Origin of the sequence: Streptomyces sp. NPDC089424, from assembly GCF_044749345.1 — a bacterium.
Classification (GTDB): Bacteria; Actinomycetota; Actinomycetes; order Streptomycetales; family Streptomycetaceae; genus Streptomyces.
The window spans coordinates 1-14,731 of sequence record NZ_JBIVHU010000007.1 but is presented as its reverse complement, the minus strand read 5'-3'; the positions used below and the strand labels follow the sequence as shown (position 1 = coordinate 14,731).

At 72.0% G+C, this 14,731-nt stretch carries 10 protein-coding genes; 3 read left to right on the top strand and 7 right to left on the bottom strand.

Annotation, left to right across the window (positions count from 1 at the left end; all coding sequences use genetic code 11):
- Positions 1 to 81: 81 nt before the first annotated feature.
- The 4 genes from glpK to ACIP2X_RS27085 form a co-directional block, all read right to left on the bottom strand.
- Positions 82 to 1,602 carry a glycerol kinase GlpK gene (glpK, locus tag ACIP2X_RS27100; RefSeq protein WP_401677281.1) on the bottom strand — a complete coding sequence of 507 codons (1,521 nt, stop codon included), beginning with the start codon at positions 1,600 to 1,602 and terminating at the stop codon, positions 82 to 84.
- A gap of 656 nt (positions 1,603 to 2,258) precedes the next feature.
- Positions 2,259 to 3,911, bottom strand: coding sequence for an EAL domain-containing protein (locus ACIP2X_RS27095; RefSeq protein WP_401677279.1), 1,653 nt, complete (start codon positions 3,909 to 3,911; stop codon positions 2,259 to 2,261).
- A 213-nt stretch (positions 3,912 to 4,124) separates the two neighbouring features.
- The gene (locus ACIP2X_RS27090) at positions 4,125 to 5,315 is read right to left on the bottom strand and encodes a lipid-transfer protein (RefSeq protein ID WP_401677277.1); all 1,191 of its coding nucleotides are present in this window, start codon (positions 5,313 to 5,315) and stop codon (positions 4,125 to 4,127) included.
- Positions 5,312 to 5,737 carry a Zn-ribbon domain-containing OB-fold protein gene (locus ACIP2X_RS27085; RefSeq protein WP_401677275.1) on the bottom strand — a complete coding sequence of 142 codons (426 nt, stop codon included), beginning with the start codon at positions 5,735 to 5,737 and terminating at the stop codon, positions 5,312 to 5,314. Before ACIP2X_RS27085 ends, ACIP2X_RS27090 begins: the two co-directional genes overlap by 4 nt.
- A gap of 180 nt (positions 5,738 to 5,917) precedes the next feature.
- Between ACIP2X_RS27085 and ACIP2X_RS27080 the strand changes: the two genes are divergently transcribed.
- Entirely contained in the window at positions 5,918 to 6,454 is a 537-nt protein-coding gene (locus ACIP2X_RS27080) for an NUDIX domain-containing protein (protein ID WP_401677273.1), read from the top strand.
- 1 nt (position 6,455) lies between these two features.
- On the opposite strand, the gene ACIP2X_RS27075 is transcribed toward ACIP2X_RS27080, so the two are convergent.
- Positions 6,456 to 8,819, bottom strand: a complete 2,364-nt coding sequence (locus ACIP2X_RS27075; RefSeq protein ID WP_401677271.1) for a glycoside hydrolase family 31 protein — start codon at positions 8,817 to 8,819, stop codon at positions 6,456 to 6,458.
- Between the two features lie 211 nt (positions 8,820 to 9,030).
- On the opposite strand from ACIP2X_RS27075, the gene ACIP2X_RS27070 reads away from it, so the two are divergent.
- A complete protein-coding gene (locus ACIP2X_RS27070; protein ID WP_401677269.1) occupies positions 9,031 to 10,998 on the top strand; it encodes an acetoacetate--CoA ligase in 1,968 nt (655 codons plus the stop codon).
- Positions 10,999 to 11,130: 132 nt separating this feature from the next.
- On the top strand, positions 11,131 to 12,039 hold the full coding sequence (locus tag ACIP2X_RS27065) for a hypothetical protein (protein ID WP_401677267.1): 909 nt from the start codon (positions 11,131 to 11,133) through the stop codon (positions 12,037 to 12,039).
- A gap of 81 nt (positions 12,040 to 12,120) precedes the next feature.
- Here ACIP2X_RS27065 and ptsP read toward each other — a convergent pair whose 3' ends face one another.
- Entirely contained in the window at positions 12,121 to 13,791 is a 1,671-nt protein-coding gene (gene ptsP, locus ACIP2X_RS27060) for a phosphoenolpyruvate--protein phosphotransferase (protein ID WP_401677265.1), read from the bottom strand.
- 78 nt (positions 13,792 to 13,869) lie between these two features.
- Positions 13,870 to 14,319 (bottom strand): PTS glucose transporter subunit IIA, encoded by a 450-nt coding sequence (locus tag ACIP2X_RS27055; RefSeq protein ID WP_401677263.1) that lies wholly within the window; start codon positions 14,317 to 14,319, stop codon positions 13,870 to 13,872.
- Positions 14,320 to 14,731 lie beyond the last annotated feature (412 nt).

Below are 14,731 nucleotides of genomic sequence, written 5' to 3'. Positions count from 1 at the left end.
CGCAAGCGGCCCGTACCCTCGCCGACCGGGGTACGGGCCGCAGCCCATGGGCGCGACGCCCTCACTGAGGTGTGGCGACGGCTAGTTGTCGCCGTCCTCCACCCAGCCGAGGGTCTTCTCCACCGCCCGGCGCCAGCGCCGGTACTCGCGGTCCCGTTCCGAGGCCTCCATGGCCGGTGTCCACTCCGCGTCCTTCTGCCACTGCCCCTTGAGCTCGTCGAGGTCGTTCCACACGCCGGTGGCGAGTCCGGCCGCGTAGGCGGCGCCCAGGGCGGTCGTCTCGGACACCTCGGGCCGGATCACGGGCACGCCGAGGACGTCCGCCTGGTGCTGCATCAGCAGGTTGTTCTTCGTCATGCCGCCGTCCACCTTCAGGGTGCGGATGTGCACGCCCGAGTCCTGGTACATGGCGTCGACGACCTCGCGCGTCTGCCAGCTCGTCGCCTCCAGCACGGCACGCGCCAGATGCCCCTTGGTGACGTACCGGGTCAGCCCGGCGACGACCCCGCGCGCGTCGGAGCGCCAGTACGGCGCGAACAGGCCGGAGAACGCGGGCACGATGTACGCGCCGCCGTTGTCGTCGACACTCGCCGCCAGCGTCTCGATCTCGTCGGCGGTACGGATGACACCGAGCTGATCGCGGAACCACTGGACGAGGGCGCCCGTGATCGCGATGGATCCCTCCAGGCAGTACACGGGCGCCTCGCTGCCGATCTTGTAGCCCATCGTCGTCAGCAGCCCGTTCTTGGACGGCACCGGCCTGCTCCCGGTGTTGAGCAACAGGAAGCTGCCCGTACCGTACGTGTTCTTCGCCGACCCCACGTCGTAGCACGCCTGCCCGAACACGGCCGCCTGCTGGTCGCCCAGCGCGGACGCCACCGGCACGCCCGCGAGCTGGCCGACGGCCGTCCCATACACCTCTGCCGAGGACATGATCTCGGGCAGCACCGACTCGGGCACCTGCATCGCCGAGAGGATCGCGGGGTCCCATTGGAGGGTCTCCAGGTTCATCAGCATGGTGCGCCCGGCGTTGGTGACGTCGGTGACGTGCCGGCCGCCGTCGGTGCCACCGGTGAGGTTCCAGATCAGCCAGGAGTCCATCGTGCCGAAGGCGATCTCACCCTGCTCCGCGCGCGCCCTCAGACCGGGCACGTTGTCCAGCAGCCACGACACCTTGGGCCCGGAGAAGTAGCTCGCCAGCGGCAGCCCGGTCTGCTCACGGAAGCGGTCCTGGCCGTCCTTGCCACCCAGTTCGACGCAGAGCGCGGCGGTGCGGGTGTCCTGCCACACGATGGCGTTGTGCACGGGCTTGCCCGTGGCGCGGTCCCAGAGCACCGTCGTCTCGCGCTGGTTGGTGATGCCGAGGGCGCTGAGCTGATCGGGGCGCAGTCCGGCCTTGGCGACGGCCCCGGCGACCACGGCCTGCACCTTCGACCAGATCTCGGTCGCCTCGTGCTCGACCCAGCCCGGTTTGGGGAAGATCTGCCGGTGCTCACGCTGGTCCACAGCGACGATCGCGCCGTTCTGGTCGAAGATGATGCAGCGGCTCGACGTGGTGCCCTGGTCGATCGCGGCCACGTACTTCTCGGCGTTGTTCGTCATGGCTTTCCCCTTGGGCTCGGTTCAGAAAGCGGCGATGTGGGTGAGGCCGGCGAGCACTGACCGCCGAGTGGCCCATCGGCCGAAATCCACGCGTCGCCCCGGTCGGAGGGTTTTCGCGCCGGATCGGCGGGAGCCCGCGTGGGGCGAGAGTGCTCGGGCGGCCACCCAGGGTGACCGTCGGTGTCGCGCCGGCGCCGTGGCGGGCGGGATCCTGGTCGTGCCGACCTCGCCGGCGAAGACGTCTCCGCTGTTCATGGCGGCTCCTAGGCCCGTGGACGGGGCGCTCGGCCCGATCCCCCGTGCAGGGTGCTTCGCGTTGCTCCCGTGCAGATCAGCCGGAGCCGGACAGTTTCCGCGCCCCGCCGGCGCCCGTGACGGGCGAGCCGTCGCAGCCGGCCCGGCCAGGGAGTGGGCCTCGACCCACGAGCCGTACGGCACAGTGCCGGAATGCGCCGCGAATGTACGGCGATGTCGGCTGCCCACCCGAAGTGTTCACCGGCGCTCAGGGGGCGTCAAGGTCGCTGACGGCACCCGTTCCCGAGACGGGCTCGCTCCGGCGTGCGGGCCCGCGCCCCCCTCGGTCGCCGTCTGAGCCGCGATCGCGAGCCCACGGCACCGGGAGGCCTGGGCGCGTCCCCGCGGGCTCAGGCGCCCTCTCAGCCTCTGCCCGGTTCCCCCAGGGCACACCCGGCCCCACTCGGCGTCGGGTCCGTGCCGCGCAGGATCTCGTGTCCGGGCAGTCCCGCTCGTCCCAGCACCCAGCTGGCCCCTCTGAGCGCCTTCGCGGCCTTCTTCAGGGGCGCCAGGGAGGCCGCCGCCTCTCGGTGATCACTGACGCTCCCGGGCGGGCACAGCACGGTGGCCAGGGACAGCGTCACCGGCAGGCCTCCGGCCGACCAGGGCACGTCGAGGACCGAGACGGCGAGCGGATCCAGCCCCTCCGGATCGGCGAGCACCAGGAAGTCGTCCCCGCCGATGTGCCCCACGCGCGTGCTGCCGTAGGCCGCGACCTGCAAGGCTCGTCCCACGGACCGGATGAGTTCGTCCCCGGCCGCGAACCCGGCGCCGTCGTTCACCTGTTTGAAATGGTCGACGTCCAGCCAGCTCAGCGCGAACGGCCTGCCGCCCGCGATGCGTCGGTCCACCTCGCCGGTGATCGTGTCCGACCCGGGCAGCCGCGTCAGCGGATTGAGCCCGGCCGCCTCCTCGACCCGCGTCTCCGCCAGCGCCCGGACGAGGTCCGCGAGCCGTACGACGCCCACGCACCGCCCGTACGCGTCGACGACGGCCACGTCGTCGGACGTACGGTCGCGGCCGCCGTCCGCGACGACCTCCAGCACCTCCCACGCGGTGGCGTCGATGCCCACCGTGCGTGGCGCGTCACCCAGTTTGGCGGCGGGCCGGTCGGCGTACAGGGCGTGCCCGTAGCGGCCCGAGAGGGAGAGCAGGAACCGCGACCGGTGCATGGACCGCACCGGCACCCCGTCGCGGTCCACGAGCAGCACCCCGGAGACGTCGGGGGACCCGGTGAGCAGCGCACGCACCTGAGCCGCGGAGGCGTTCGCGGGCAGGAGAGCGGCCGGGCGCACGAACTCCCGCACCAGCGGCCCCGAGGGCGACGGCGCGTCGGTCTCGGGGGAGCGGGGCGGAACGTACACCTCCGCGGCGGGCAGCCTGGCGGGGGGCGCGAACAGCTCACCCTGCGCCAGTTGGGCACCCGCTGACAACGCTGCCGCGAACTGCAGTTCGGTCTCCACGCCCTCGACGCACAGCAGCGCCCCCAACTCGTCGCAGAGCGTCCGCATCGCCCGCACCGCGGCAGGCCGCGCCAGCAGGGACGCGTCGAGCTTCACCAGGTCGGGCCCGAGATCCGTGAGCAGCCGTAGGGGTACGTCGCCGTCCCCGACGCCGTCGGCACTGATCCGGAAGCCCTGCTCCCGCAGCGCGGCGACCGCCTCCAGCAGCGCGTGCTGCGGCACGTGCGTGTACGGCGGGCAGACGTCGATCGTGACTTCCCACGGCATGCGCCCGGCCCCGCGCACGGCGGCGTGCAGCGAGGTGAGTCCACCGAGGTCCGCGAGCGTCCCGGCGAACACGTTGACGTGAAACGGCAGCAGTGACTCCTTGCGCACCGCCGCGCGGACCGCCAGGACGGCGAGACGACCGTCGAGTTCGGGATCCCGACGCGCCTCGGCCAGGATTTCCCCCGCCTCCGGCCGGGCGAGGATCTCCAGCGCCGCGACCCCGCCGGTGGACAGGTTGACCACCGGCTGGAAAGCGAAGCGGAAAGTGTCCGACCAGGAGCGCACGGGAGCATGATGGCGCCCCCGGAGAGGGCTGAGGCCCAGTTCATGAGACGTTCACGCAGGATTCCGAGGTGATCACACAGCGTGCGGACAAGGCGCACGAGGACGGTGTGACAGGGCATCGTCCGTGGTGCGACGGTGACGCCGAGCCCGCACGAGGCACCTACCCCGCTCGCCGACGCGGGAGCCTCGCGATACGGCGCAGCGCCGCCCTCCTCACCGCACCGCGATCACCGCCGACCCGTGCCCGAACAGCCCCTGGTTGGCGGTGATCCCCACCCGCGCCCCGGGCACCTGCCGATCACCGGCCTGACCGCGCAACTGCCATGTCACCTCGCAGACCTGGGCTATCGCCTGCGCCGGAACCGCCTCCCCGAAGGACGCCAGGCCCCCGCTCGTGTTCACGGGTATGCGCCCGCCCGGCGCCGTCCCGCCGTTGCGCAGCAGTGCGGCGCCCTCGCCCTCCCCGCACAGCCCGAGGTCCTCGTACCACTGCAACTCCAGCGCCGTGGACAGGTCGTACACCTCGGCGAGGGACAGGTCCTCGGGTCCGACGCCCGCCTCCTCGTAGGCGGCCCGGGCCGTGGCGGCCCGGAACGTCTCCTCGGCGGGCGCGGCAGCCGAGGCGGAGTCCGTCGCGATGTCCGGCAGGTCCAGGACGGTACTGGGATAGCGGGGTGTCACGGTGGAGACGGCCCGGATCCGTACCGGCTCCGGCACGCCGTGGCGGCGCGCGAAGTCCATGCTGGACAGCACCAGTGCGGCGGCCCCGTCCGAGGTCGCGCAGATGTCGAGCAAGCGCAGCGGGTCCGCAACCACCGGCGAGGCGGCCACCTCCTGGGCGGTGACCCGCTTGCGATAGCGCGCGTTCGCGTTCCGCGCGCCGAGGGCCGCGTTCTTCACCTTGACCAGGGCGAAGTCCTCCAGGGTGTCGCCATGGACAGCCATGCGCCGGCGCGCGTACAGCCCGAAGTACGTGGGATTGCTCGCCCCGAGCACCCGGAACCGCAGCCAGTCCGGATCGTCCGGCCGGTCGCCTCCCGCGGGCCGGAAGAAGCCCTTGGGCGCGGCGTCCGCGCCCACCACGAGGACCACGTCGGCCAATCCGGCCAGGATCTGTGCCCGGGCGGTGCCGATGGCCGCCGCGCCCGACGCGCACGCCGCGTACACGCTGGTGATCCGCGCACCCTGCCAGCCCAGCGCCTTGGCGAAGGTGGCCCCCGCCACGTACCCGGGGTAGCCGCCACGCACGGTGTCCGCGCCGACGACGGAGCCCACCTGCCGCCACTCCAGCCCTGCCTCGGCTAGCGCCGCGCGCGCGGCCACCACGCCGTACTCGACGAAACGCCGCCCCCACTTGCCCCAGGGGTGCATGCCCGCCCCCAGCACCGCCACGTCTCCCGTCATGCCACCACCCCCGTCGGCCGCCAGTGCCACGTGGTCCAGGTCGTCCCGACGTCCTGGGACAGCACGCCGGCGACGACCTCCACCTCCATGCCCACCGCCAGGTCGGAGACGGTGATCCCGGGAGCCGCCTGCCCCAGCACCACCATCCGCTCGGACTCCAGCTCCACTGCTATCAACGCGTACGGCTCCCACGGAAGTTCCGGATCGCTCACGTAGGGTGACGGAGGCCGGTACCGGCTGTCCGTGTACGACCAGACGCGCCCCTTCCGTGACAGCGGCACCTCCTCCAGCTCCCCGCCGTCGCAGCCGGGGTTGCGGCAAAGGGTGTCCTCGCGGGGGAAGAAGACGGCGGCGCAGACCGAACAGCGCGTGCCCAGCAGGCGGAACTCCTCCCCGTCCCCGGTGAACCAACCCTCGACCACGGGTGTTCGTGTACGCGACAAGATCCCTCCCGAGCACGACAACTGACGATGCGTCAGAAGTGTCCCACCGGATCCCGAGAAGCGCTAAGGGCAGCGATCGGCCGGCCGGGAACGACCCGCCCGGTCCCGCTCGGCGACCCACCTGGAGACGCTCCCGGCAAGATCGGCTACAGTCCGCGCGTGTCCGAAACTCAGCACTCCGCCCCCAACTCCGCCCCGAACTCCCATTGTTCGAGCTGCGGATCGCCCTACGGAGAGGGCGTCTCCGGTTGGCCCCGCACCTGCCCTGCCTGCGCCACCGTCGCGTACCGCAACCCGCTGCCGGTCGCGGTCGCACTTCAGCCCGTGTACGACACCCAGGGCACCGCCCTGGTCGTCATCACCCGCACCGTCGCCCCCGCGCAAGGGGGCGTCGCACTGCCCGGCGGCTACATCGACGACCGTGAGGACTGGCGACAGGCCCTGGTCCGCGAGCTCAGGGAGGAGACCGGCATCGAGGCGGCGAGCCGCGACGTCCGGCTCATGGACGCGATGAGCTCACCCGACGGCCACCTGCTGCTGTTCGGCGCCCTGCCGGAGCGCCCCGCCGACCGCCTGCCCGAGCCGGCCGCCACGGACGAGACGGAGGGCTGGCACCTCCTGCGCACGCCAGAAGAACTCGCCTTCCCGCTGCACACCCTCGCCGTGAAGGCCTGGTTCGAGGGCCGGTACATCTGAGTCAGGGCTCGCCGAGCCCTCGTACCCGCACCGGGTGGGGCGGCTCCTCGCCGCCCCGCCCCTCGCGCTCGACGACCACACCGGAGTCCTCCCGACGCGCGTAGTAGCGCTCGATCGTGGGTTCCTCCCACCCGTCCCCGGCGTCCGCCACCACCAGCCCGGACCCGGTCCGGCCCCGGACGGGAGCCCACACCTCCAGCTCCAGCCCGCCCTCCGCCCCGCGCGTGGGGATCACGGCCCCCGCGCGCGCGAGCACCGGGATCCGCGACAACGGCGCGTCCACGAGAACCTGACCCGGGCCCTCGTACGCCCGCTCGGTGGCCGTGTCGTACCAGCGGCCCCGCGGCAGCTGGACCGCACGCCGGTCCGCGCCGGGGTCGAGCACCGGCGCCACCAGGAGACAGTCGCCGAGCAGGAACGCGTCCTCACAGTCCCGCAGCGCCCGGTCCTCCGGCGAACTCCACCACAGCGGCCGCACATAGGGCGCGCCGGTGCGGCGGGCCAGATGCGCCAGCATCAGGAAGTACGGCAGCAGCCGTCGCCGTTCGACCAGCGCCTCGCGCGCATGCTCCAGCACCTCGGTCCCGAACTCCCACGGCTCCCTGCGCCCCGCGCGCATGCTCGCGTGTGTGCGGAACAGCGGCAGCCAGGCGCCCAGCTGGAGCCAGCGCAGATACAGCTCCGGCGAGGGACTCCCGTCGAAGCCGCCCACATCCGGCCCCGAGTACGGCACCCCGCACAGCCCGAGCCCCAAGACGAGCGACAGCGACGCACGCAGTCCCGGCCAGCCGGTGGCGACGTCGCCCGACCAGGTGCCCCCGTAGCGCTGCATACCGGCCCAGCCCGACCGTGAGAACAGGAAGGGCCGCTCCTGGGGCGCCAGCTCGCGCACCCCTTCGTAGCCCGCCCTGGCCATGCACAGGGCGTACACGTTGTGCGCCTCGCGATGGTCGCCGCCGCGCCCCTCCAGGCCGTGCCGCGCCGAACGCGGCAGCGTCGGCTCCCCGAACGCCGCGAACGACGTCGGCTCGTTCATGTCGTGCCAGAACCCCGAGAACCCCTGCGCCAGCCGCTCCTCGTAGAGCCCGCCCCACCACTTGCGCACGCGCGCGTGCGTGAAGTCCGGATACACCACCTCACCGGGCCACACCACACCCCGCACCGGCTCCTCCGAGGCGTCCCGCACGAACACGTCGTGGGCCGTACCGCTGTCGTAGACCTCGTTGCCCGGCTCGGCCTTCACCGCGGGGTCGACGATCGACACCAGCCGGATGCCGTCCCGGCGCAGCTCCTCGGCGAGCGCCGGCAGCTCGGGGAACCGTTCCCGGTCCACCGTGAACACTTGATGGGCGTCGAAGTGGTCGATGTCCAGATGCACGGCGTCCAGCGGCAGCCCGTGCTCGCGGTACCCCGCCACGATCCGCCGCACCTCGCGCGCGCTGCCGAAACCCCAGCGCGCGTGATGATGGCCGAGCGCCCAGGCCGGCGGCAGCGCGGGCGCGCCCGTGAGCGAGGCCCAGGCCAGCAGCACGCGCGCGGGGGTGCCCACGATCACCCAGCACCGCAGCGGACCGCCCTCCAGACGCATCTCGCACGTCCCCGGCCGATCGTGCCCGGAACCCCCGCCCTCCTCGCCCTCGCGCACCGTCGCCGTGCCGTCCCACGAGGAGTCGTGGAACACCAGGTGCGTGCCCGCGTCGGCCACCACCAGCTGCACCGGCATCGTGATGTACAGCGGATCGTCGCCCGGTGCGAACGCGCGCCCCGGGTCGGTGTTCCACAGCCGGTAGGAGCCGTCCCGCAGCCGGGGACCCGAGGAACGCCCGCCGAGCCCGAAGAAACGCGCGTCCGCGGACACCTCGGAACGCTGCATCCAACGCGCCTGACCGCCCCCGACCGGCTCCCACCACCGCGGCGGCAGATCCCGGCGCAGCGTCACCCCACCGGGGGTGCGCACCTCCACGGCCCCGTTCCGGGACACGACGACCGTGACCCGCTCCGCCACCACGCGCCAGCCGCCGTCCTTGTCCGGCTCCAGCACCGCCCGGGGATCGGGTTCCGGACAACGGCCGGCGAGCGCGTACGACGGCTCCGGGGCAGCACCGTCCCAGCCCCAGAACACGGCACCGTTCACCGCGACGGTGATCCGCAGCTCGGACCTGCTGAACCGCAGAACGCCACCACCAGGACCGGGCGTCGCCTCCTGCACCTGGCCGGGCACCCGCGCGCGTTCGGCCCCCCGCGCGGGCAGGCCGGCGGCGTCCGCGCGGCGCCTGCGCCACGCCGCCCGTACGGTACGCAACCCCTGAGCCGCCCCCACCAAACCGACCGCCTTCACCGAATGCACCAGGTCACGACCGTCCATGCCGCTCACCCTGCCACTGACCGGCGCCTTCTCGTGTGTCGTTCAACTGCCGTTCACCCGTGCCAGGACCACATCTTCACGACACGGACTATGTGGGCGGCACCCTGGTGCAGAAGTCGATCACATGGCATCGTCCGTGTCAGCCGCGTCACGCGCACACCCCAGCACGTGCGCGAGCGACGCACACGACGCGCACAGTCCGGGAGCCGCCATGTCGATCGTGAACCCCCAGCCGCTCTGGCAGCCCGATCCCGAACGCATCGCCCAGGCGCAGATCACGGAGTTCCAGGCGTGGGCGGCCGAGCACCACGGCGCACCGAGCGAGGGCGGCTACGCCGCGCTGCACCGCTGGTCCGTCGACGAGCTGGAGGCGTTCTGGCAAGCCGTCACGGAGTGGTTCGACGTGCGGTTCTCGACGCCCTACGCGCGCGTGCTGGCCGACCGGTCGATGCCCGGCGCGCAGTGGTTCCCCGGCGCGACCCTGAACTACGCCGAACACGCCCTGCGAGCCGCCGCGACCCGCCCGGACGAACCGGCCCTCCTGTGCGTGGACGAGACCCAGGAGCCCCGCCCCGTCACCTGGTCCGAGCTCCGCCGGCAGGTCGGCTCCCTGGCCGCGGAACTGCGCGCCCTCGGGGTACGTCCCGGAGACCGGGTCAGCGGCTACCTCCCCAACATCGCCGAGGCCGTCGTCGCCTTCCTCGCGACCGCCGCCGTGGGCGGCGTCTGGACGTCCTGCGCCCCCGACTTCGGCGCCCGCAGCGTCCTCGACCGCTTCCAGCAGGTGGAACCGGTCGTCCTGTTCACCGTCGACGGCTACCGCTACGGCGGGAAGGAACACGACCGCCGGGACACCGTGGCCGAACTGCGCCGCGAACTGCCCACCCTGCGCGCGGTCGTGCACATCCCGCTCCTCGGCACGGCGGCTCCCGAGGACGCCCTTCAGTGGTCGGCCCTGACGGGCGCGGACACGGAGCCCGAGTTCGCACAGGTGCCGTTCGGACACCCCCTGTGGGTGCTGTACTCCTCCGGCACGACCGGGCTCCCCAAGGCCATCGTCCAGTCCCAGGGCGGCATCCTCGTCGAACACCTCAAGCAGCTCGGCCTGCACTGCGACCTGGGACCCGAGGACCGCTTCTTCTGGTACACCTCGACCGGCTGGATGATGTGGAACTTCCTCGTCTCCGGCCTCCTGACGGGGACCACGGTCGTCCTCTACGACGGCAGCCCCGGCTTCCCCGACACCGGCGCCCAGTGGCGCATCGCCGAACGCACGGGAGCCACGTTCTACGGGACCTCCGCCGCGTACGTCATGGCCTGCCGCAAGGCGGACATCCACCCCGGCCGGGACTTCGACCTCGCGCGCGTGCGGTGCGTCGCCACCACCGGCTCGCCCCTCCCGCCCGACGGATTCCGCTGGCTGCACGACGAGGTCCGCGACGACCTGTGGATCGCCTCCGTCAGCGGCGGCACGGACGTCTGCTCCTGCTTCGCGGGAGCCGTGCCCACCCTGCCCGTGCACATCGGCGAACTCCAGGCCCCGGGACTCGGCACCGACCTGCAGTCCTGGGACCCGAGCGGCACACCGCTGACCGACGAGGTCGGCGAGCTCGTGGTCACCAACCCGATGCCGTCCATGCCGATCCACTTCTGGAACGACCCCGACGGCAGCCGCTACCACGACAGCTACTTCGACACCTACCCCGGCGTCTGGCGGCACGGCGACTGGATCACCCTCACGTCCCGGGGCTCCGTGATCATCCACGGCCGCTCCGACTCCACGCTCAACCGGCAGGGCGTGCGGATGGGCTCCGCCGACATCTACGAGGCGGTCGAGCGACTGCCCGAGATCAGGGAATCCCTCGTCATCGGCATCGAACAGCCCGACGGCGGCTACTGGATGCCGCTCTTCGTGCACCTGGCGCCCGGAGCCGTCCTCGACGAGGCCCTCCTGACCCGGATCAAGCAGACCATCCGGGAGCAGCTCTCCCCCCGCCACATCCCCGACGAGATCATCGAGGTGCCCGGAGTCCCGCACACCCTCACCGGCAAGCGCATCGAGGTCCCGGTCAAGCGGCTCCTCCAGGGCACCCCGCTGGAGAAGGCGGTCAACCCCGGCTCGATCGACAACCTCGACCTGCTCCACTTCTACGAGGAGCTCGCCCGCAAGCGAGGCTGACCCCCCAGCGCACGACCGCCACGACGACGGCCTCGGCTCATCCACGGCGACACGGTGAGCCGAGGTCGCTGTCAGTGGCGGCGGTTACTGTGAGTGAGCATTGATCGACCGTGCAGCACACAGGGGGAAAACATGGCGCACACCGACCGCACGACCACGCGACGCGTCCTGCACCGCGAGGTCGCCGGCACCATCGGCCTGCTCACCGACGAATACGACTTCCGGGCGATGCGGCGCTACCGCAGCTTCATCTTCGACGACCACGAAACCTACCTGCGGCAGGTGGAAGCCCTGCTCAAAACACGCGCCGCCCAGGGCAGCCACACGACCGTCGCCCTCTTCGACCCCCAGGAGTACGCCGACTTCTGCGAGGGCCGAGGTCTCGACCCCGATCTCCCGTCGAGCCGCGCACGCTTCACCGCCGAACTCGCGGCCACCGGCCCCACCGTTCCCTACGAGGGCCAGCAGCTCGCCGACCTCCTCCCCGCCCTCGTCGACGAAGCGGTACGGCAGGCGACCTGGGAGTACGCCTCGACACTGCTGGCCCGCGTCGGCGCCTGCGCGACCTGCGGCGAGGACATCGGCGGCACCGCCTTCGACCGGGCCTCCAAACTGCTCGTGCGCATCCTCGACACAGCGCCGCCCGGCGACCGGCACCTCGTCTGCAGCGTCTCCGGCACCCCGGAAACCCTGGTCGCCGCTCTCCACGCGGACCGGGCCGCCGACGGCACCTCGCGGCTCGACGAGGCCGAGGCGCTCGAATTCACCACGGTGCTGGCCCTGGGCATCGCCACCCGCAGCCCAGGGGGACTGGTCATGCGGACCACCGCTCCCGCCACCACGGACCGCGTCTACGGCTGGCGCCTGCGCGGGGGCGGGCTCGAACCCCTGACCGCCGGCGAGGTCTTCGACGCCTACTGCACCGATGTGGAATCGGGCGACCTGATCTCCCCGGAATCCGGGGTCGACTACGGCGTCCCGCCGGACCTGGGAGAAGAAGGGGAGGGCGGTCAGGGCCCGGAGCCGGAACACCGCCACTGACCGGGGCCACGGACATGCGCGGGGCGCCCCACCACCAGGTGGAGCGCCCCGGACAGAAGCACCGTCGTCGGCCGCGTCCGCCTACTCGCCGGACAGCACCGCCTGAGCCGCGTTGCGCGCCTCCTCAGCGGTGTCGGCCGCACGCGCCGCAGCCGCGGCCCGCTCGCACTGCGCCAGCGTGTACTTCGCGAGAGCCGCGCGGACATAGGGAATCGACGCCGCACCCATGGAGAGGGAGGTGACACCCAGACCGGTCAGCACACACGCGAGCAGCGGATCGGACGCGGCCTCACCGCAGACCCCGCAGCTCTTGCCCTCGGCCGTCGCCGACTCGGCGGACAGCGCGACCAGGTCCAGCAGCGCCGGCTGCCACGGGTCCTGGAGCCGGGACACCGCGCCCACCTGACGGTCGGCGGCGAACGTGTACTGCGCCAGGTCGTTCGTGCCCAGCGACAGGAACTCGACTTCCTGAAGGATCGAACGAGCCCGGAGCGCCGCCGACGGAATCTCCACCATCGCGCCGAACTTGGCCCGCAGCCCGGCGTCCCGGCACGCGTCCGCGAACGCCTTGGCGTCCGTACGGTCCGCCACCATCGGGGCCATCACCTCGAGGTAGACGGGCAGTCCCTCGGCCGCCTTCGCCAGCGCGGTCAGCTGGGTGCGCAGCACCTCGGGGTGGTCGAGCAGCGTCCGCAGGCCCCGCACACCGAGGGCAGGGTTCGGCTCGTCCGCCGGCGTCAGGAAGTCCAGCGGCTTGTCGGCACCGGCGTCCAGCACCCGCACGACGACCCGGCCCTCGGGAAACGCCTCGAGAACCTGTCGATAGGCCTCGACCTGCTTCTCCTCGGAGGGTGCCTGCTTGCTGTCGTCCAGGAAGAGGAACTCCGTCCGGAACAGGCCGACACCCTCGGCGCCGGCCTCCACCGCCGCCGCGATGTCCGCGGGACCGCCGATGTTGGCGAGCAGCGGCACCTTGTGACCGTCGGAGGTGGCGCCGGGACCGGTCGACGCGGCCAGCGCGGCCTTGCGCTCGGCGGCCGAGGCCTCCAGCTGGGCCTTCTTCCCATCGCTCGGGTTCACGAAGATCTCGCCGGTGCTGCCGTCCACGGCGATCATCGTGCCCTCGGCCAGCTCACCGGCGCCCGGCAGCGCCACCACGGCCGGCACGCCGAGCGCCCGCGCCAGGATCGCGCTGTGGCTCGTCGGCCCGCCTTCCTCGGTGACGAAACCGAGAACGAGCGTGGGGTCCAGCAGTGCGGTGTCCGCGGGCGCGAGGTCACGCGCGACCAGGACGTAGGGCTCGTCGCTGTCCGGAACGCCCGGCATCGGCACCCCGAGCAGCCGCGCGACGATACGATTCCGCACGTCATCGAGGTCCGCCACGCGCCCGGCGAGGTACTCACCGGCACCGGCGAGCAGATCCCGGTACGCGGCGAAGGCGTCGTACACCGCGCGCTCGGCGGTACTGCCGACAGCGATCCGCCGGTCCACGTCCGCGATCAGCTCGGGATCCTGAGCCATCATCGCCTGCGCCTCGAGCACGGCCTGGGCTTCGCCCCCGGCCAGGTTGCCCCGCGCCATCAGGTCGGCCGCCACCGCTTCCACGGCCTGGCGGGCGCGCCCCTGTTCGCGCTCCGCCTCCTCGGCCGGAATCTGCTTGGCGGGCGGTTCGAGCACCGCCGTTCCCATGTGCCGAACCTCGCCGATCGCCACCCCGTGGCTCACGCCGACGCCTCGCAGCGTTGTCTCCATCTCACCCGTCTCCGATAGTGCGGCGGACCCCGCCGCCGCGGTGGTTGTCCTGCATGCCGTCACACGACGGCGATGACGTCACTCCCAGACGAAGAGGCTGTCGCCCGACTTGACGTCGCCGTCCTCACGGAGTTCGGAGAGCGCCTCGGCCGTGGCCTCGAGCGCGACGACCGGGCAGACCGGCGACTTGCCGGCGGCCTCGACGGCGCTCGGGTCCCAGCGCACGATGCCCTGACCACGGGTCACGGTGTCACCCTTGCTCACGAGCAGTTCGAAGCCTTCACCGTTGAGCTGCACGGTGTCGATGCCGAGATGGGTGAGGACTCCGTGTCCCTCGGCGTCCACCACGACGAAGGCGTGCGGGTGGAGGGAGACGATGACTCCGTCCACGGGCGCGACGGCCTCGGACGGTTCGCGCACGGGGTCGATGGCGGTACCCGGGCCGACCATGGCCCCGGAGAAGACCGGATCCGGCACTGCGGCAAGTCCGACGGCGCGTCCGGCGAGCGGGGACGTAACGGTGGTCATGGGAGCCTCCCAGGGGTGGAGATTCATAGATGAGCCGTCACGGCCTGTCCCGGACGGCCCACTGCTGAGCAGGGTATGTCATGGGAAGTCCCGGTTCGCCGGATACCTCCCAATAGAGGTCTAGACCACCAGCGTAATGGATTTGCACGCGCTCCGCGGCCCCATGTACAGTCGTACTCCTGCTTGAGGCTGAGCGATGCGAACAAGCGTCGTTGCCCGGCGGCACCCAACTTGTCAGATCCTAACTCGGGTCTCCTTCTGCATGCCCGCAGAACGGTGGTCAGAGGGCCGGAAAAACCCTGATAGAGTTTGGAAACACCGAAGGGAAGCGCCCGGAGGAAAGCCGCGAGAGAGATTCTCGGGTGAGTACAAAGGAAGCGTCCGTTCCTTGAGAACTCAACAGCGTGCCAAA

Bases quoted from the DNA above. Each gene is read 5' to 3' on its own strand.
- glpK (WP_401677281.1), bottom strand. From the start codon at position 1,602: ATGACGAACAACGCCGAGAAGTACGTGGCCGCGATCGACCAGGGCACC.
- ACIP2X_RS27090 (WP_401677277.1), bottom strand. From the start codon at position 5,315: ATGACGGGAGACGTGGCGGTGCTGGGGGCGGGCATGCACCCCTGGGGC.
- ACIP2X_RS27075 (WP_401677271.1), bottom strand. From the start codon at position 8,819: ATGGACGGTCGTGACCTGGTGCATTCGGTGAAGGCGGTCGGTTTGGTG.
- ACIP2X_RS27070 (WP_401677269.1), top strand. From the start codon at position 9,031: ATGTCGATCGTGAACCCCCAGCCGCTCTGGCAGCCCGATCCCGAACGC.
- ACIP2X_RS27065 (WP_401677267.1), top strand. From the start codon at position 11,131: ATGGCGCACACCGACCGCACGACCACGCGACGCGTCCTGCACCGCGAG.
- ptsP (WP_401677265.1), bottom strand. From the start codon at position 13,791: ATGGAGACAACGCTGCGAGGCGTCGGCGTGAGCCACGGGGTGGCGATC.
- ACIP2X_RS27055 (WP_401677263.1), bottom strand. From the start codon at position 14,319: ATGACCACCGTTACGTCCCCGCTCGCCGGACGCGCCGTCGGACTTGCC.